Here is a 17,524-nt window from a genome sequence, read left to right on the forward strand (position 1 = left end):
GCTCGGAGGGCGCCTGCGTCCGACGAACAACCCTACTGGCCTCTAGCGACCGGGCGACGACTCCGCCGTGACGTGCAGGTCGACTCCGAGCGCGGCGAGCAGCGCGCGGGCCTTGAGGAGGGTCTCCTCCACCTCCTCGTCCGGGATCGACAGGGTCGTGATGCCCCCGCCCGTGCCGATCCTGGCGCGGACGCCGTCGAGCACGAGGGTCCGGATGGTCATCGCGAGATCGAGTGAGCCGTCGCCGCCGAGCCGGCCGAACGCACCGGCGTAGAGACCGCGCGGCCCCGCCTCCCACTCCCGCAGCAGCTCGATCGCCCGCCGCTTCGGCGCTCCCGTCATCGACCCGGCGGGGAAGGTCGCCGCGAGCAGCTCGGCCAGGCCGACACCCGGCGCGCGCTGCGCCGACACCTCGCTCACCAGCTGGTGCACGTGCGGGTAGCTCTCGACCTCGAGGAGGCGGTCCACCCGCACGGAGGAGGGAGCGGCGATGCGCGCGAGGTCGTTGCGCACCAGGTCGACGATCATCACGTTCTCGGCGCGCTCCTTGACGCTCGCGAGCAGCTCGGCGCGCAGCTCCGCGTCGACGACCGGGTCGGCGCTGCGGGTGCGGGTGCCCTTGATCGGGTGCGTCGAGACGCGACCGTCTGCGGAGGCGTCGAGGAAGCGCTCGGGAGAGGCGCTGACGAGGGCGAGCCCGCCGACCCGGATCAGGCCGCCGTGGTGACTGGGGCTCGACCGCCGGAGACGGCGGTACGCCTCGACGGGGTCGAAGGCGCCCTCGACCACCACCTCGTTGGTGAGGCACAGCTGGTAGGCGTCGCCCGCGCGGATCGCGGCCCGGCAGCGCGCGATCAGGGCGCGGTACTGCTCGGGGTCGTGCCGCCACTCCACGGGGCCGGCGGGCTCGGCGCTGCGCGGCTCGTCGGCGCCGGCCTCGTCGGCGGTATCCGGGGCCGCGGCGAGCGCCGTCAGCGCCTGCTCGAGTCGCCGCGCCTCGCCCTCCTGCCGACGGGAGGAGACGCGGTGCAGAGTCCTCCGGGCGTGATCGAACTCGAGCACCGGATCGCCGCGGATCAGCGCGAGCGCCGGCGGCGCGTCCGCACCGGTGGGCGCCGCCGGGAGGGAAACGAAGGGCGCGCCCGCCTCGTAGGAGATCCAGCCGTAGCGGCCGAGCGCGCGGTCGCCGCTCCGCTCCTCGTCGACCGCGGCGAGCGCCGCCGACACGTCAGCGCCGGCCTCGACCGTGAGCACGTCGTCTGAGGCGCCGAGGAAGGTTCGGCCCTCGACGGCGTCCCGACCGGAGTCGAGCCAGAAGGAGGCGTCCGCGCCGGCGAACAGGGCGAGGTAGGCGCGCTCGGGATCGACCCACGGCAGCTCCCGGCGGAGTGCGGGGTCCTCGAGGAGAGCGGCCACTGGGCTAGCGTAGGCCGTCATGGACGGCGAGCTGGTGCGGGTCTGGGACGGGCACGAGCTCGGTCCCGCGGTCGACGCTCCGGCCGGCGCCCTCCTCGCGGCCGACTCCTGGCTGGTGTCGGCGGGCCGCGTCCGCGGTCTCGAGCTGCACCGCGAGCGCTTCCTCGCCGCGGTCGCCGACGCCGGGACGTCCGGCACGGCGAGCCCTGTCGACGCCGAGACGTTCTTCGACGCCGCCGTCACCGCGCTCCCCCGGACCGGCGACTCCTTCCCCCGGGTCGAGCTGACCGCCGAGGGACTGCGCCTGCGTCTTCGCCCCGCCCCGCCGCGAGGCCGCACCGTCGTCCTCTGGACCAGCCCCGTGGATCCGCGGCGCACCCCGGAGCGCAAGGGACCCGACATCGCTCGCCTGGCGCTCCTGCGCTCGCGCGCTCTCGCCGCGGGCGCGGACGAGGCCGTGATCCTCGGAGCGGACGGCGCGGTCATCGACGGCGCCTCGAGCGCCGTCCTCTGGTGGCTCGGCGACGCACTGGTCGTCCCGCCCGCGAGCAGCCGCCGGGTCCGGAGCGTGACGGCCCGCACGGTCTCGGTGCTCGCCGGAGCGCTGGGTGTCGACGTCATCGAGGCCCCGGCCGAGCCCGCCGACCTCGACGGCCGCGAGGTCTGGACGGCGAACGCGCTGCACGGCCTGCGCCTGGCCACCGGCTGGGTCGACGGGCCGGCGCTCGCCGCGGTGCCGAGCCGTCTCGACACCTGGCGCAAGCGACTCGACGCCCTCCGCCGTCCCCTCCCCTGACCCTCGACGAGGCGGTGAAGTGGACGGCGTGCCGCCGTCCGGAAGCGCCGGAGACCGGACCACGCGACAGGGATCCCGCACCGCACGCCAAAGGGTGACAGATTCGAGCGCGAGTGCTTCGGTGAGAGGAAGACCGTTCGGCGATGCCGCCTCGTCGACGGCGGTGCCCATCTCTCGAGAAGGAACTGCCATGACGTCCACATCACATCCACGCTCCCTCGCCTCCGGCCTCGTCGCGCTCGTCGCGGCGGGAGCCCTGCTCCTCGGCACGACACCCGCCCTCGCCCAGAGCGCCGTCGGTGCAGCCGCTTCGCAGAACGGTGCTCCCGTCCGGTCCGCCGGCGCCGGGACGACGGCCGCACCGCCGCACGCCACCCTCCCCACCGGCGGCACCCTCGCACCGGGTGACCGGCTCACGTCGAAGAACGGGCTCTTCCACGCGGTCATGCAGACCGACGGCGACCTCGTCGGCGACGGACCCGACGGAATGATCTGGCACACCGGCACCCGCGGCGCCGGCAACCGCTTCGTCATGCAGGACGACGGCGACGCCGTCGTCCTCGGCACCGACGGCTCGGTCGAGTGGTCGTCCGGCACCGCCGCGTGGTCGACCGACTCCAACGTCGAGAACCTCGCCGTCGAGCTCAACGACAGCGGAGTGCTCACGATCGTCGACGACGAGGGCGACCTGGGCTGGGACAGCCAGTCCCAGCTGCCGGGGTCGGTCCTGTACGCCCCGAACCACCTCTCGACCGGTGACGTCCTGCGCTCGGACGACGGTCTGTACCTGGCGGTGATGCAGTCCGACGGGAACCTCGTCGTCCACGGCCCGACGGGTCTGATCTGGCAGACCGGGACTCACGGCATCGCCAACGGGCTGTACGTCGCCGAGAACGGCGTCGCGTCGATCTACGACTGGAGTGACACCGTGGTCTGGGCGAACCGCTCCGCCTCCGGCGCGACCGGGCCGTTCCGCTTCGTGCTGCAGAACGACGGGAAGCTCGTCGAGTACGACGGACAGGGCCACGTCGTCTGGTCCAGCCGCTGACGCAGCGGACAGCAGGCTCCGCGAAGGCGCCCGGTTCGTCGCTGCTCCCCCGCGCGTCGCATGATGGAGGGGTGAGCGACGCCGGCGACTTCATCCGCGCGGCGCTCGAGTACGAGGGCGACGTCTGGCGGGCGCAGGACGTGCGCGAGCGGCTCGGCGCGGGGCTCGACTCCACCGGCGCGTCCGTCGGCGCGGTGCGCGGCACCGTGCGGGACGCGCTGAAGAAGTTCCGCGGCCTCGAGCACGACGACGTCACGGTGCTGTCCTCGGAGCTGTGGGCGCCGCCCGTCTTCGAGACTCGGCTGGCGGTGGTGGTCCTGCTGCAGTCGCGGGTGACGCTGCTGCGCGCCTCCGATCTCACCCGGCTGGAGGGCTTCGCTCGGGACTCGCGGGTCGACGAGCTCGGCGATCCCCTGGCCGTCGACGTGATCGCTCCCCTGCTGTCCGCGCTGACCGGTCCGGCGCGGACGCGGGCCGACGCCGTTCTCGACCGCTGGGCCGTCGAGGGTGATCGCCTGGCACGCGTGGCGACGCTGGCCCGAGCGCCCCGCTGACGGTCGCGCGGCGGCTCACTCCTCGGTGGCCGCACCGGCCGCCGTGCCGCCGGCGACCGTGATCCGCCGGTCGAAGGCGAGCGCCCCGGTGACGCGGTGCGCGATCAGCACGACCGTGCGTCCGGACGCGGCGCGCAGCAGGTCGGCGAGCAGCGCGTCGGCGACCGGTGCGTCCACCGAGGCGGTCGGCTCGTCGAGCACCAGCACGTCGAAGTCGGCGAGCAGCGCGCGCGCGAGCGCCAGCCGCTGCGCCTGGCCGCCCGAGACCAGCGAGCCGCGCTCGCCCACCCGGGCGTCGAGTCCGCCGCGGGACGCCGTCCAGGAGGCGAGACCGACCCGCTCGAGGACGGCGGTGAGCACCGCGTCGTCGGCCTCGGGGCGCGCGAAGAGCAGGTTCTGCCGAATGGTGTCGTCGAAGAGGTAGGGCTGCTGCTCGACGAGGCCGACCATGCGCCGGAGCTCGGCCTGCGGGAGCGTCCGCGCCTCCACTCCGCCGATCCGGTACGAGCCGGTGTGGTCGAGGAAGCGGACGAGGGCGTGCGCGAGCGTCGTCTTGCCCGAGCCGCTGCCGCCGGTGACGAGGATCCGCTCGCCGGCCCGCAGCTCGAGCGAGACTCCCGCGAGCGCCGGACCCGCTGCACCGGGCCAGGCGACCGAGAGGTCCCGGAGGACGATGTCGCGGCCGGTCGGGACCGCGACCGCGGGATCGACCTGGGCATCCGTCGCCAGCGCGGGCGACTCCGCCTGCGCATCGAGGTCCGCGAGGCGCTGCGCGCTCGAGAGCGCCGAGCGGGCGCTCTGCACGGCGAGCGGCGCGGCAGCGGCGACCTCGAACACGGCCAGCGGCACCAGGACGAGCACTCCGAGGGCGGGGCCGCCCAGCTGCCCGATCGCGGGGATCCCGAGGGCGAGACCGGCCCAGACCGCGCCGCCGGAGCAGAGCGCGAGGACGGCGGCAGCGAGCCCGGCCGACGCCGCACGCCGCCGCGTCGCCCGGGTGAGCGCCGTCTCCGCCTCCGCGACGTCGGCAATCGCGCCGTCGGCCGCGTCGAAGGCGATCAGCACGTCGAGGCGGGTGATCAGCAGATTCAGCCGCTCCGCCAGCTCGCCCCGGAGCGGCGCGAGGTCGCGGTCGGCGCGCGCCGACACGAGACCCGAGCCGAGGGCTCCCCCGGCGAAGGCGAGCACGAGCAGACCGAGGAGCACGGCGCCCATCGCGGGCAGCAGGAGCCACACGCCGACCACCGCGGCGGTGGACACCACGGCGGAGACGACCAGGGGCTGCACGATCCGCAGCGGCACGTCCTGCTGCGCGTCGACGTCGGCGACCACGCGCGAGACGAGGTCGCCGCGGCGCACCCGCCCGAGCCCGTCGGGCGCCACAGGGATCAGCCGCTCGTAGACGCCCGCCCGCAGCTCCGCCAGTGCGCGGAACGCCGCGTCGTGCCCGGAGAGGCGCTCGAGGTAGCGGAAGAAGGCCCGCGAGAGCGCGAACGCGCGCACCCCGACGACGGCGAGCGAGAGGAAGAGGATCGGCGGCTGCTCGGCCGCCCGCACGATCAGCCAGGCCGAGCAGGCGAGCAGCGCGACGACCGACGCCGAGGAGAGCAGACCGAAGGACAGTCCGGGCAGGAAGCGCCGCGGCGCCGGCATCGCCGCGCGCAGCACGTCGGCGCGGTTCACCGGAGCACCGCCTCGGCGGGAGCGAGCGCGAGCACGGCGTCGGCCGCCGCGATCGTCGCGGGGCGGTGGGTGGCGACGAGGACGACGAGTCCCTGGTCCGCGAGACCGCGGAGCCCTGCGAGCAGCGCGCGCTCCGAGTCGTCGTCGAGCGCGGCGGTCGGCTCGTCGAGGGCGAGCACCGCGCAGCCGCGCTCGAGGACGCGGTGCACGGCGCGCGCGACGGCGACCCGCGCCGCCTGCCCGCCGGACAGGCCCGTGCCGTCCGCGTCGATGCGCCGGTCGGGGTCGAGATCGGCGCCCGCGACCGCGAGTGCCCTCAGGATCCGCTCCGGATCGGGCGAGCGCGAGCCGAGCGCGACGTTGGACCCGACGGTCCCCGGGAGCAGGTCGGGCCGCTGCCCGGACCAGGCGAGCCAGTCGCGACCGGTGGCCGCGTCGACGGTCGCGCCGCCGAGGGCGATCGCGCCGGTCGCGGGGGCGAAGCCGGCCAGAGCGGCCAGCAGGGTGGACTTGCCGGAGCCGCTGGGCCCGGTCAGAGCCGTGATCGAGCCGAGGGGCAGGACGGCGTCGACGGGCGCGAGGACGCGACCCGCGCCGTCGTCCACCGCGAGACCGCGGAGCTCGAGCGTCCCGGACCGGCCGGGGGCCGAGGTCCGCGCGGGCACCACCGCCGCGGCCTCGATGATCGTGAACGCCTCGTCCGCCGCCTGGACCCCGTCCGCCGCGGCGTGGAACTCGGCGCCGACCTGCCGCACCGGCAGGAACACGTCCGGCGCCAGCACCAGCACGAAGAGCCCGATCGCGAGCCCGAGCGAGCCGTCGACCAGGCGCAGCCCGATCGACACCGCGACGAGCGCGACCGAGAGCGAGCCGGCCAGCTCGAGGACGAAGCTGCTGACGAAGGTCACCCGCAGCACCTTCATCGTGTGCACGCGGTAGTCCTCGGTGAGAGCGCGGATCCGGGCGCCCTGCCGCTCCGCGCGCCCGAAGATCTTCAGCGTGGCCAGCCCGCCGACCGTGTCGACGAAGCCGGAGGCGAGCGCCTGCAGCCGGCTCCACTGCTGCTTCTGCACCGCCTGGGTCGCCCAGCCGATCAGCACCATGAACACCGGGATCAGCGGGAGCGTGACCACCAGGAAGAGCGCGCTGAGCGGATCGGCGAGGAAGACGACGAGCACCAGGATCGGCGTCGTGATCGCGGTGGCGATCAGCTGCGGCAGGTAGCGGGCGAAGTAGCCGTCGAGCGCGTCGAGCCCGCCGCCGAGCAGGGCGACGACTCCGCCCGATCCACCCGAGCGGCCGGACGGCCCGAGCGCGACCAGCGCGGCGAGGACCGCCGAGCGCAGCTGCGCCTTCGCACCGGCGCCGCCGCGGGCCGCGTTCACCTCGACGGCCCAGGCCAGCAGCGCGCGCACCGCCACCACGCCCAGCAGCGCCGCGAGCGAGGGGGCCAGCTCGGCGGCGGAGCGCCCGTCGACCGCCCCGGCCACCAGCTGCGCCACCAGCCAGGCGAACGCGACGACGGTCGCCGTGCGGGCGAGCGCGAGCGCTCCGCCGAGCAGGAGGAACAGCCGCGCGGCCCGGGCGTAGCGGAGCAGTCGGGGATCGAGGGGTTTCACGTCTGCGTTCGGTCAGTGCGCGTCCACCGGGATGTGCGTCCGGGTGATGCGCTTGCGGAAGATCCAGTAGGTCCAGGCCTGGTAGCCGACGATGAGCGGCACGAAGACCAGCGCCGTCCAGCTCATCACCGTCAGGGTATAGGGCGTGCTCGAGGCGTTCTCGATGGTCAGGCTGTTCGCGATGTCGTTCGAGGCGGGCATCACCGCGGGGAAGAGCGTGGTGAACAGGGCGAGCACCGCGAGGGCGATCGTGCCGGCCAGCAGGGCGAAGGCGCGGCCCTCCCGCCCGCGCACGTTGGCGATCCAGGCGAGGATCAGCGCGGTCGCCGCGGCGATCGAGAGCAGCCAGGAGGGGCCGCTCCCCTGCGCCAGGTTCGTCCAGCCGAGGAACACCGCGGCGACCGCGATCGTCACGAGTCCCGCCCGCGTCGCGAGCCGGCGCGCCCGCTCGCGGATCTCGCCGTCCGTCTTCAGCGAGACGAAGACGACGCCGTGGGTGAAGAAGAGCAGGAGCGTCGTCGCACCGCCGAGCAGCGCGTACGGGTTGAGCAGGTCGAAGACCGTCCCGATGTAGTTGTGGTCCGCGTCCAGCGGCACGCCCTGCACGATGTTCGCGAAGGCGACGCCCCAGAGGAACGCGGGGACGGCCGAGCCGACCACGATCATCGAGTCGAACCGCTTCTTCCAGGCGGCCTCCGGCCGCTGGTGGCGGTACTCGAAGGAGACGCCGCGGGCGATCAGCGCGAGCAGGATCAGCAGCAGCGGCAGGTAGAAGCCGCTGAAGAGCGTCGCGTACCACTCGGGGAAGGCGGCGAACATCGCGGCCCCCGCGACGATGACCCAGGTCTCGTTGAGGTCCCAGACCGGCCCGATCGTGTTGATCAGGACGCGGCGGTCGGTGTCGTCGCGGCCGAGGAACGGCAGCGACATCCCGACGCCGAAGTCGAAGCCGTCGAGCACGAAGTAGCCGATGAAGAAGACGGCGACGATCCAGAACCAGAGCGTGGCCAGATCGAGCGATCCGAGGTCCATGTGCGCAGTGCCCTTCTCAGTAGACGGTGCCGACGAGTTGCGGGCGACCGCTCTCCTCGTCGATCTCGGGGGCGTCGTCGGGACCGGCCTGGGCCGCCCGCTTGATCAGCCGGAACTCGACGACCGCGAGGGTGCCGTAGATCGCGGTGAAGGCGATCAGCGAGATCAGCACCTCGATGCCGCTCACGCCGGGCGAGACGCCGTCCGCGGTCTTCAGCAGTCCGAAGACCAGCCAGGGCTGACGGCCCATCTCGGTGAAGACCCAGCCGACGATCATCGCCAGCAGCGGCAGCGGGGCGGCCCAGATCGCGATCTTCCACATCCACTGCTTCGGCTCGCGGCCCTTGCGGGTGAACCAGAGGCCGGCGGCGGCGACGCCGATGGCGAGGACGCCGAGCGCCATCATCCAGCGGAACGACCAGTAGGTGATCCAGATGATCGGCGTGTAGTCGCCGGGGCCGTAGACCGCGCTGTACTGCGCCTGCAGGTCGTTGATGCCCTCGACGGTGCCGGTGAAGGTGTGCGTCGAGAGGAAGGAGAGCAGATAGGGGATGCGGATCGAGAAGAGCTCGCTCGAGCCGTCGGGAGTGCCCCAGGTGAAGATCGAGAAGGAGGCGTCGGCACCGGTCGAGGTCTTGTAGAGCGCCTCCGCAGCCGCCATCTTCATCGGCTGGGTGTCGACCATCGCGAGGCCGAGCGAGTCGCCGGTGAAGAGGGTGAGGCCACCGCTGATCAGCATCATCCAGGCGCCGAACTTCAGCGCCGGGCGCATCGTCTCGAGGTGCTGGTTCCGCGAGAGGTGGTAGGCGGCGACGCTGATGATCACGGCGGCCGAGACCATGAAGCAGGCGAAGATCGTGTGCGGGAACGCGGCGAGGGCGACCTTGTTGGTGAGCAGGGCCCAGATGTCGGTGAGCTCGGCGCGGCCCTTGGCCTCGTTGATCCGGAAGCCGACCGGGTTCTGCATGAAGGCGTTCGCGGCGATGATGAAGTAGGCCGAGAGCGTGGTGCCGAGCGTGGTGAGCCAGATCGTGGCGAGGTGCAGCTTCTCGGGGAGCTTGTCCCAGCCGAAGATCCAGAGGCCGATGAAGGTCGCCTCGAGGAAGAACGCGAGCAGCCCCTCGAAGGCGAGCGGGGCGCCGAAGACGTCGCCGACGAAGCGGGAGTAGTCGCTCCAGTTCATGCCGAACTGGAACTCCTGGACGATGCCGGTGACGACGCCCATCGCGAAGTTGATCAGGAAGATCTTGCCGAAGAACTTCGTCAGCTGGAGGTAGTGCACGCGGCCGGTGCGCACCCAGCAGGTCTGGAAGATCGCCACCGTGAGCGCCATGCCGATGGTGAGCGGCACGAAGAGGAAGTGGTAGATCGTCGTCAGGCCGAACTGCCAGCGCGACAGGAGGAGCGGATCCAGGAGTTCGTTCACGGCCCCGAGCCTAGGTCGGCGGCGGGGGCTCGATCGGCTCGGATCCCAGTACTGGAGCGGATGTGCGGCCGTCAGGGCCCCCTCTACGACACCCTTCCCGGGGTGGTCGCCGCGGCCTCGCGCACACCCCCTCGCCGGTGATTCCTCGACGTCGAGACAGAGCGTCTCGACGTCGAGCGACCTCCCCGCGCAGGTCCGGTCGAGCAGCGGCCGGAGTCGTCCGTGCGCTGTCCACGGGCCTCTCGACGGCGAGTGATCGACGTACGCTCCAGAACCTGAGCGGAAGGCCGCTTGACTGCCAGGATTTCCACAGGTTCACCGTCGCCCGGCACCGACCGCGGGAAAGCGTGCACCGCCCTCCTGCGCCGCTCGCGGCTCCCGCCCGGCCGCGCCCCCTACGATCGAGGAATGCCGAGCAAGGGGAGCTACGCCAAGGGTGTCGCGAAGCGCGAGGAGATTCTGCAGACCGCTCTCGAGGTGTTCTCGCGGCAGGGGTACCGCAAGGCCTCGCTGCGCGAGATCTCGGAGGAGGTCGGGCTGACGCAGGCGGGGCTGCTGCACTACTTCGACTCGAAGGAGGAGCTCTTCGCGGAGGTCCTCCGCAAGCGCGACGACACCGACCGCGCCGTCTACGACCTCGAGCAGAAGGGCGACCAGGCGATCGAGGAGGTCGTCCGGCTGATCCGGCACAACAGCGAGGTACCCGGTCTCGTCCACCTCTACGCCACGCTCTCCGCCGACGCGACCGACGAGTCGCACCCCGCGCACGAGTTCTTCATCGAGCGCTACCGGACCGTCAACGAGGTCTTCGCCGCCCGCGTCCGCGAGGACCAGAGCGAGGGCCTGATCGCCGCCGACATCGACCCCGAGCTCGCCGCCAAGATGATCACCGCACTGTCCGACGGACTGCAGGTGCAGTGGCTGCTCGACGACCAGGTCGACATGGGCTCGATCGTCGAGACGTTCTGGTCGCTGCTCAAGCGGGTCCGCTGACCCCGATGGACGCCACGATCCCGTGAACGACGCTCTGACCGGCCTCCTCGCCTTCGTCGTCAGCGTGCCGCCCGTCTGGCGGACGCTGCTCGCCGGCCTCGCCGTCTTCTTCGAGACGACGATCCTCGCCGGGCTGATCGTGCCGGGCGACACCGTCGTGATCGTCAGCGCGACCGGAGTGACCTCTCCCCTGCAGTTCGTCGCGCTGGCCGTCGCCGTGATCATCGGGGCGCTCTGCGGCGAATCGGTCGGCTTCTACCTGGGCCGCTGGTTCGGACCGCGGATCCGCGGGTCGCGCCTGGGCCGCCGCCTCGGCGAGAAGAACTGGCTGCGCGCCGAGCGCTACCTCGCACGCCGCGGCGGCATCGCCGTGTTCCTCTCCCGCTTCCTCCCGGTCCTGCACTCGCTCATCCCCCTCACGGTCGGGATGAGCGGCATGAGCTACCGCACGTTCATGGCCTGGACGACGCCCGCGTGCATCCTCTGGTCGTTCGCCTACGTCGGCGTCGGGGCCGCCGCGGCGGGCGGCTACCGCGAGCTGTCGGACAGCCTGCACTACGCCGGCTACCTCTTCGTCGGGGCGATCGTGGTCTTCGTGCTGGTCGTGATCGGAGTGAAGAAGCTCCTCTCACGCGCAGAGGCGCGTCACCTCGACGAGTGACGCGCCTCCGGGCGTGAGCGGGTCGCGTCAGCCGATCAGGCCGGCCGAGGTGAGCCACTCGGTCGCGATGGCCGCGGCCGACTTCTCCTCGTTGACGCTCTCGGAGTTGAGTTCGACGAGGTCCTCGGCGGTCAGCTTCGCGCTGACGCCGTCGATGATCTCCGCGGCGTCGTCGTCGACCTTGTCGGAGACGATCGGCACCACGTTGTCCGCGACGAACAGGCCGTCGGGGTCGGCGAGGGGCAGCAGGTCGTTCGACTCGATGTTCGGGTCGGCGGTGTAGATGTTCGCCATCTGGATCTGGTTGCTGGCCAGCGCGTCGACGGTCGTCGATCCGCCGCTGTCCTCGATCGCCTGGAACGTCGTGGTGATGCCGTACTTCGACTGCAGCGCGTCGGGCCCGTAGGGACGGGTCTGCAGCTCGGAGTTGCCGCCGAGCACGATCGGGTCGGTGACGTTCTTCAGCGAGGCGATGTCGGTCAGCTTCCACTGGTCGGCGAAGGCCTGGGTGACCGTGTACGAGTTCTGGTCGCTCGCGTCCGCGGCGTCGAGCGCGCGCAGTCCGTCGGGCAGGGCGTCGGTGAGCGCCGAGTAGACGTCGTCGGCCGTGGTCGCGGTCGTGTCCGGCTCCAGCGCCTGCAGGAGGCTGCCGCCGTACTCGGGGAAGACGTCGATCGAGCCGCTCTCGATCTCGGGCAGGTAGATCTCGCGCTGACCGATGCGGAAGTCGCGCTGCACGGTCATCCCCCCGTCCTCGAGGGCCTGCGCGTAGATCTCGGCGATGATCTCGTTCGAGTAGTAGTCCTGCGAGCCGATGACGATGGTGTCGCCGCCGGCGGTCGCTCCCGATCCTTCGTCGAGCGGATCGCTGGACGAGCACCCTGCCAGCGCCACCACGGCGCCGACCGCGAGTGCGCTGAGAACGACACGGCCCTTCTTGGTTGCTGTGAACATCTCTTATTTCCCTTCGTCGATGGGGATTCCCACCACCGCGCGGCGTCGGAGTGACGACGCGCGGAAACCTGTGCGCTCGGTCGAGGCGCGGCCGAGGCCGAGCACGACACCGCGGGGCACGGCGACCCTCTGCAGGATCGCGAACAGCACCTCGCTGAGCAGCGTGAGCACGATCACGATGATCGAGCCCGCGAGCATCTGCGGGTAGTCGCCCGCCTTGACGCCCTGGAAGATGTAGCGGCCGAGACCGCCGGCGCCGATGTAGTCGGCGAGCGTGGCCGTCGCGATGATCTGCAGGGCCGCGACGCGCAGACCGCCGATCAGCAGCGGCAGGCCCAGCGGGATCTCGACCTTCGCCAGGATCTGCCACTCCGTCATGCCGACGGCGCGCGCGGCGTCGACGGTGCGGCGGTCGACCGCCTCGAGACCGGAGTAGGCGCCCGCGAGGATCGACGGGATCGCCAGGATCACCAGCGCGATGAGCGGCGCCCCGAGGCCGAGGCCGAGGCTCATGGCCGCCAGCACGAGCACACCGAGCGTGGGCAGTGCGCGGAGGCCGCCGGCGATCGGCACGGCGATGCCCTTGCCCTTGCCGGTGTGCCCGATCAGGTAGCCGAGCGGGATGGCGATCGCGGCGGCGATCAGGAGGACGATGAGGCTGATGCCGAGGTGCTGCCCGACACGGGTGGGGATGCCGTAGATGCCCTCCCAGTGCGCGGGGTCGCCGATCCAGGCGAAGGCCTGCACGATGAGGTTCACGTCGTCACCGCCTTCTCGACGCGCACGGCTCTCCGGCGCGAGCGGGCCCGGTCGAGGGTCGTCCACGGCATCAGCAGGCGGCCGAGAAGGACGAGGAGGCCGTCGAGCACGAGGGCCAGCACGATCGTGAGCACGATGCCGGTGATGATCTCGCCCTGGATGCCGCGCTGGAAGCCGTCGGTGAAGAGCAGGCCGAGGCTCTGGATGCCCAGCACCGCGCCGACGGTGACCAGGCTGACCGTGCTGACGGTCACCACGCGGAGACCGGAGAGCAGGACGGGACCGGCGAGCGGGAACTCGACCTTCCAGAACCGGGCCCAGGCGGAGTAGCCCATCGCCGTCGCCGACTGGGTGACGTCCTCCGACACCGCCGACAGCGCGTCGGAGGTGGTGCGCACCATCAGCGCGATGCCGTAGAGGGTGAGGCCGATGATGACGTTCGCGGTGGAGCGCAGCGGGATGCCGAGCAGCGCGGGCAGCAGGATGAACATCGCCAGCGACGGGATGGCGTACAGCACGCCGAGCCCGGTGAGCAGGGTGCCGCGGCTCCAGCGGTAGCGGTTGGCGATCCAGCCGAACGGCAGCGAGATCACGAAGCTCAGCAGGATCGGCGGGACCGAGAGCGCGAGGTGCGCCAGCAGGTTCGCGACGATCTGATCGGTGTTGTTGACGACCCAGTTCACGCGCCGACGCCGTCCTGCCCGCGCAGGACGCCGGTGGGCCGCCCGTCGCCGTCGACGACGATCCGGGCGCCGTCGCGCTCCTCGATCGAGAGGGAGCGCTTGCCGCGGTCGGCGCCGACGAAGCCGGCGACGAACTCGCTCGCGGGGTTCGCGAGGATCTCGGCGGGCGAGCCCTTCTGCGCGATCCGGCCGCCCTTCTCGAGGATGACGACCTGGTCGCCGAGCAGGAAGGCCTCGTCGATGTCGTGGGTGACGAAGACGACCGTCTTGTCGAGCTCGCGCTGCAGGCGGAGCGTCTCGCGCTGGAGGTCGGCGCGCACGAGCGGGTCGACGGCGCCGAACGGCTCGTCCATCAGCAGGATGTTGGGGTCGACGGCGAGGCCGCGCGCGACTCCGACGCGCTGCTGCTGCCCGCCCGAGAGCTGGCTCGGATAGCGAGTGGCGAGGGAGCGGTCGAGTCCGACGGTGTCCATCAGCTCGAGCGCGCGGTCGTGGGCGGGCTTCTTCGCCACTCCGTTGAGACGCGGCACCGTGGCGATGTTGTCGATGACCCGCCGGTGCGGCAGGAGGCCCGAGTTCTGCATGACGTAGCCGATGCGGCGACGCAGCGAGACGGCGGGGAGCTTGGAGATGTCCTCGCCGTCGATCTCGATCGTGCCGCCGGTCGGCTCGATCATGCGGTTGATCATCCGCAGGATCGTCGTCTTGCCGCAGCCGGACGAGCCGACGAAGACGGTGGTCTGCCGGGAGGGCAGCACGAGCGAGAAGTCGTCCACCGCCCGCGTGCCGTCCGGATACTGCTTGCTCACTCCGCGGAATTCGATCACGGTCCTGCTCTTCCCTGTCCCGTGGTCCCGGTCAGAACCTGGCGCTCAGCAAAACATCAATCGGAGACGCGTGCCAACCCGGATGGCGCAGTGTTGCGATGGAGCGTGGAAAGAGCTAGGCCGCGGTCGGCCCCCGATGACCGGGGGACGGCCGGGCGGTCAGGCCTCGATCGGCCCGTAGTGCATCGAGAGGTAGTTGCGCAGCAGCGCGCGGCTCTCGTCGATGAAGCGCTGGTCGCCGTTGGGGTCGATCAGGAAGGCGCGGGTGAGCATCGCATCGGCGACCTCGACCGTGACCTCGAGGCGGAACGACAGCTGCGCACCGCCGGGCAGGCCGTACTCCGACGCGAGGATCTCGGCGAAGCGGCGCGCGAAGAAACCGGCCTCGAACGCCTCCCCCGCGACCTCGGGGGCGTGGATCGTGTCGACGAAGCGGATGGAGCGGAAGCCGGCCTCCGTGCGGTGCATGTCGCAGAACGCGTCGACCGCGCAGTCCACGGCGCCCCACCAGTCGGCCGGGTGCTTCTCGCGGATGTCGGTGATGACCTTCTTGCGGAAGCGCTCGAGGGCGCGCTCGCGCAGCGCCTGGAGTACCGCGATGCGGTCGGGGAAGTAGCGGTAGACGGTGCCGATCGCGGCGCCGGCACGCTCGGCCACCATCGCGGTGGTGAGACGGTCGAAGCCGACCTCGTCGACCACGGCCGCGGCGGCGTCGAGGAGGGAGGCCAGCCGGGCCGCGCTGCGGACCTGGACCGGCTCGTTGCGGACCTGAGGCGACTCTCCGAAAGGTCGATCGACGAGATTTCCAAGCGGCACGGCGAAGCTCCTTCGGGATCGGTTTCTACAATCGTACGCACGCGGACGTGCCGTTCGCGTCGAATCACCGAATGTCTCTCGCTTTCTACGCCCCACGTCGGGTGGCCGAGCAGCACCACCCAGGAGGACCCATGTGCGGACGCTTCGTCCTCTCTCAGACCAGCGCGGATCTGGTCGCGCTCTTCGACATCGACGAGCCCGGCCCCGATCTGCCCGGCCCGTCCTGGAACATCGCGCCGACGCAGCGGATCGCCGTCGTCGCCGAATCGATGAAGGGCGTGGAGGAGGGCGAGCCGCCGCGCCGTCGCCTGGCCGGCGCCCGCTGGGGCCTGGTACCGCGCTCGGCCGCGGATCCGTCCGGGGCGCCGCTGTTCAACGCCCGGATCGAGTCGGTCGCCGAGAAGCCGTCCTTCCGCGAGTCGTTCGCTGCCCGCCGGGCGATCGTCCCCGCCTCCGGCTGGTACGAGTGGCGCGTCGGCGCCGACGGCACGAAGGCCCCCGTGTTCGTCTCGCCGGGCGGCGGTGCCCTGGTGCTGTTCGCGGGGCTGTACGAGTGGTGGCGCTCGGCGGAGCCCGGCGCGCCGTGGCTGCTGTCGGCGACGGTCCTGACCCGCCCTTCCGCGGGAGCGGTGGCGGAGGTGCACGAGCGGATGCCGGTGCTGCTGCAGCCCGAACTGATCGAGGACTGGCTCGACCCGCTCACCGAGGGCGACGGCGGGCTGCTGCGCGCGGCGTCCGACGGTGCGGCCGAGCTCGCCGAGGAGCTCGAGGTGCAGCAGGTCGGTGCCGCGGTCGGCACGGTGGGGACGAACGGTCCCGAGCTGATCGAGCCGGTCGCGGACTGACCGGTGACGACCGATCGCGACCGCCGCCCCGCGGCCGCGCCGGAGGGTCTGGCACACTGGGCGGATGCCGCTGACGCCTGAGAGCAAACCGATGAGCGCCGGGGCGGCCGAGGTCCTGCACCGAGCCGCACGCATCGAGGACCGGATCCACGCGCTGCGCATGCGCCGGGTTACCCGCAAGGGCTACGTGCCGCGGGTCATCCCCTACACCGGCTACGGCACCACAGAGCAGCTGCGGGTGCTCGCGCGGGTCCTCTACACCCGGCCGACGCCGCCCGGCGCGGAGGAGGTCCAGCCCGTCGAGAGCGTCCGCGGCTGGCGGAGCTTCACCAGCCTCTACATCAGCGGCGCGGTCGTCTCGGTCGCGGTCGACGGGCAGAGCCACCGCGTGGTCGCCGACCGCGGCGGCGTGGTCGACACGGACATCCCGATCACGCTCGAGCCGGGCTGGCACGTCATCACGCTCACCGTCGAGGGCGGCCTGCCGGTCGAGGCCCCCGTCTTCATCGTCCGTCCGGAGGCGAGGATCGGCGTCGTGTCCGATGTCGACGACACGGTCATGGTCACCGCGCTCCCCCGGCCGTTCGTCGCCGCCTGGAACACCTTCGTGCTCGACGAGCACGCGCGGATGCCCACGCCGGGGATGGCCGTCTTCCTCGACCGCTTCTCGCGGCAGAACCCGGGCTCGCCCGTCATCTACCTCTCGACCGGCGCGTGGAACGTGGCGCCGGCGCTGACGCGCTTCCTCTCGCGGCACCTCTACCCCGCGGGAGCGCTGCTCCTGACCGACTGGGGGCCGACGCACGACCGCTGGTTCCGCAGCGGCAAGCTGCACAAGGAGGAGAACCTCCGCCGCCTCGCCGTCGAGTTCCCCGACGTGCGCTGGCTGCTGGTCGGCGACGACGGGCAGCACGACGAGGAGATCTACTCGGACTTCGCGCACGAGCACCCGGAGAAGGTCGCGGCGATCGCGATCCGCCAGCTCTCCAACGGCGAGGCGGTGCTCGCCGGCGGCCGGTCTAAGGCGGCCGACCTCTCGGAGACGAGCGGCACCCCGTGGGTCTACGCCCCGGACGGCGCCGGCATCTCCGAGCAGCTGAAGGACCTCGGCATCCTCTAGCCTCCCGGGGCGACCTCCGGCACGCGGAACGGGTCCCGGCACGCGATTCTCGCCCCGAACGACGAGCCGGAGCCGCTTTCGCATGCCGAGCATGCTGCTCGAGTAGCCCCGCAGGGGCGCATCGAGACCCGCCTTCATCAGCGAGCCGGGACTGCGGGCTCGACATCCGGCGACGGTGGATCTCGATACGCCCGCTCCGCGGGCTACTCGATCAGCATGAGGTCGACGCGTCTCTCTCCATGCTGGTCGAGTAGCCCCGCAGGGGCGTATCGAGACCCGCCGTCCTCAGCAG

The 17,524-nt window shown here is 72.0% G+C and carries 17 protein-coding genes; 7 read left to right on the forward strand and 10 right to left on the reverse strand.

Features of this window, described 5'->3' with window-relative positions:
- Positions 1–42: 42 nt before the first annotated feature.
- Entirely contained in the window at positions 43–1,416 is a 1,374-nt protein-coding gene (locus tag HQQ86_RS01705) for an anthranilate synthase component I family protein (RefSeq protein WP_367948514.1), read from the reverse strand.
- A gap of 19 nt (positions 1,417–1,435) precedes the next feature.
- Here HQQ86_RS01705 and HQQ86_RS01710 point away from each other — a divergent pair, with 19 nt between their 5' ends.
- The 3 genes from HQQ86_RS01710 (at position 1,436) to HQQ86_RS01720 (ending at position 3,814) form a co-directional block, all read left to right on the forward strand.
- Complete coding sequence (locus HQQ86_RS01710) at positions 1,436–2,212, forward strand: aminotransferase class IV (RefSeq protein WP_173285964.1); 777 nt, start codon at positions 1,436–1,438, stop codon at positions 2,210–2,212.
- A gap of 190 nt (positions 2,213–2,402) precedes the next feature.
- On the forward strand, positions 2,403–3,260 hold the full coding sequence (locus HQQ86_RS01715; protein ID WP_173285966.1) for a hypothetical protein: 858 nt from the start codon (positions 2,403–2,405) through the stop codon (positions 3,258–3,260).
- Between the two features lie 71 nt (positions 3,261–3,331).
- The gene (locus HQQ86_RS01720; protein WP_173285968.1) at positions 3,332–3,814 is read left to right on the forward strand and encodes a DNA alkylation repair protein; all 483 of its coding nucleotides are present in this window, start codon (positions 3,332–3,334) and stop codon (positions 3,812–3,814) included.
- Positions 3,815–3,829: 15 nt separating this feature from the next.
- Here HQQ86_RS01720 and cydC read toward each other — a convergent pair whose 3' ends face one another.
- The 4 genes from cydC to HQQ86_RS01740 are packed head-to-tail and all read right to left on the reverse strand — an operon-like array spanning position 3,830 to position 9,574.
- Positions 3,830–5,497 (reverse strand): thiol reductant ABC exporter subunit CydC, encoded by a 1,668-nt coding sequence (cydC, locus tag HQQ86_RS01725; RefSeq protein WP_173285971.1) that lies wholly within the window; start codon positions 5,495–5,497, stop codon positions 3,830–3,832.
- On the reverse strand, positions 5,494–7,116 hold the full coding sequence (gene cydD / locus HQQ86_RS01730) for a thiol reductant ABC exporter subunit CydD (protein WP_173285973.1): 1,623 nt from the start codon (positions 7,114–7,116) through the stop codon (positions 5,494–5,496). Before cydD ends, cydC begins: the two co-directional genes overlap by 4 nt.
- Before the next feature lie 12 nt (positions 7,117–7,128).
- Complete coding sequence (gene cydB / locus HQQ86_RS01735; protein WP_173285975.1) at positions 7,129–8,148, reverse strand: cytochrome d ubiquinol oxidase subunit II; 1,020 nt, start codon at positions 8,146–8,148, stop codon at positions 7,129–7,131.
- Between the two features lie 16 nt (positions 8,149–8,164).
- Entirely contained in the window at positions 8,165–9,574 is a 1,410-nt protein-coding gene (locus HQQ86_RS01740) for a cytochrome ubiquinol oxidase subunit I (protein WP_173285977.1), read from the reverse strand.
- 408 nt (positions 9,575–9,982) lie between these two features.
- On the opposite strand from HQQ86_RS01740, the gene HQQ86_RS01745 reads away from it, so the two are divergent.
- Positions 9,983–10,567, forward strand: coding sequence for a TetR/AcrR family transcriptional regulator (locus HQQ86_RS01745; RefSeq protein ID WP_160088573.1), 585 nt, complete (start codon positions 9,983–9,985; stop codon positions 10,565–10,567).
- Positions 10,568–10,589: 22 nt separating this feature from the next.
- The gene (locus tag HQQ86_RS01750) at positions 10,590–11,228 is read left to right on the forward strand and encodes a DedA family protein (protein ID WP_173285979.1); all 639 of its coding nucleotides are present in this window, start codon (positions 10,590–10,592) and stop codon (positions 11,226–11,228) included.
- A gap of 27 nt (positions 11,229–11,255) precedes the next feature.
- Here the strand turns inward: HQQ86_RS01750 and HQQ86_RS01755 are convergent, their stop codons facing one another.
- The 5 genes from HQQ86_RS01755 to HQQ86_RS21070 all read right to left on the reverse strand — a co-directional run bounded on the left by HQQ86_RS01755 (position 11,256) and on the right by HQQ86_RS21070 (position 15,267).
- On the reverse strand, positions 11,256–12,182 hold the full coding sequence (locus HQQ86_RS01755) for an ABC transporter substrate-binding protein (RefSeq protein WP_173285981.1): 927 nt from the start codon (positions 12,180–12,182) through the stop codon (positions 11,256–11,258).
- 3 nt (positions 12,183–12,185) lie between these two features.
- Positions 12,186–12,941, reverse strand: a complete 756-nt coding sequence (locus HQQ86_RS01760; protein ID WP_173285983.1) for an ABC transporter permease — start codon at positions 12,939–12,941, stop codon at positions 12,186–12,188.
- On the reverse strand, positions 12,938–13,624 hold the full coding sequence (locus tag HQQ86_RS01765) for an ABC transporter permease subunit (protein WP_173285985.1): 687 nt from the start codon (positions 13,622–13,624) through the stop codon (positions 12,938–12,940). The genes HQQ86_RS01760 and HQQ86_RS01765 overlap by 4 nt, the downstream gene beginning before the upstream one ends.
- The gene (locus tag HQQ86_RS01770) at positions 13,621–14,451 is read right to left on the reverse strand and encodes an ATP-binding cassette domain-containing protein (RefSeq protein WP_173285987.1); all 831 of its coding nucleotides are present in this window, start codon (positions 14,449–14,451) and stop codon (positions 13,621–13,623) included. Before HQQ86_RS01770 ends, HQQ86_RS01765 begins: the two co-directional genes overlap by 4 nt.
- Positions 14,452–14,610: 159 nt before the next feature.
- Positions 14,611–15,267 (reverse strand): TetR family transcriptional regulator, encoded by a 657-nt coding sequence (locus HQQ86_RS21070; RefSeq protein WP_173285989.1) that lies wholly within the window; start codon positions 15,265–15,267, stop codon positions 14,611–14,613.
- A 131-nt stretch (positions 15,268–15,398) separates the two neighbouring features.
- Here HQQ86_RS21070 and HQQ86_RS01780 point away from each other — a divergent pair, with 131 nt between their 5' ends.
- A complete protein-coding gene (locus HQQ86_RS01780; RefSeq protein WP_173285991.1) occupies positions 15,399–16,112 on the forward strand; it encodes an SOS response-associated peptidase in 714 nt (237 codons plus the stop codon).
- Positions 16,113–16,176: 64 nt separating this feature from the next.
- Positions 16,177–17,232 (forward strand): App1 family protein, encoded by a 1,056-nt coding sequence (locus HQQ86_RS01785; RefSeq protein WP_173285993.1) that lies wholly within the window; start codon positions 16,177–16,179, stop codon positions 17,230–17,232.
- The last annotated feature ends 292 nt before the right edge of the window (positions 17,233–17,524 follow it).

It is taken from the genome of Rathayibacter sp. VKM Ac-2857 (genome assembly GCF_013205025.1).
In the GTDB taxonomy this organism is placed as follows: domain Bacteria; phylum Actinomycetota; class Actinomycetes; order Actinomycetales; family Microbacteriaceae; genus Rathayibacter.

What these genes read in the sequence shown, in the direction of transcription:
- HQQ86_RS01710 (WP_173285964.1), top strand. Translation starts at nt 1,436, where the DNA reads ATGGACGGCGAGCTGGTGCGGGTCTGGGACGGGCACGAGCTCGGTCCC.
- HQQ86_RS01715 (WP_173285966.1), top strand. Translation starts at nt 2,403, where the DNA reads ATGACGTCCACATCACATCCACGCTCCCTCGCCTCCGGCCTCGTCGCG.
- cydB (WP_173285975.1), bottom strand. Translation starts at nt 8,148, where the DNA reads ATGGACCTCGGATCGCTCGATCTGGCCACGCTCTGGTTCTGGATCGTC.
- HQQ86_RS01745 (WP_160088573.1), top strand. Translation starts at nt 9,983, where the DNA reads ATGCCGAGCAAGGGGAGCTACGCCAAGGGTGTCGCGAAGCGCGAGGAG.
- HQQ86_RS01755 (WP_173285981.1), bottom strand. Translation starts at nt 12,182, where the DNA reads ATGTTCACAGCAACCAAGAAGGGCCGTGTCGTTCTCAGCGCACTCGCG.
- HQQ86_RS01780 (WP_173285991.1), top strand. Translation starts at nt 15,399, where the DNA reads ATGTGCGGACGCTTCGTCCTCTCTCAGACCAGCGCGGATCTGGTCGCG.
- HQQ86_RS01785 (WP_173285993.1), top strand. Translation starts at nt 16,177, where the DNA reads ATGCCGCTGACGCCTGAGAGCAAACCGATGAGCGCCGGGGCGGCCGAG.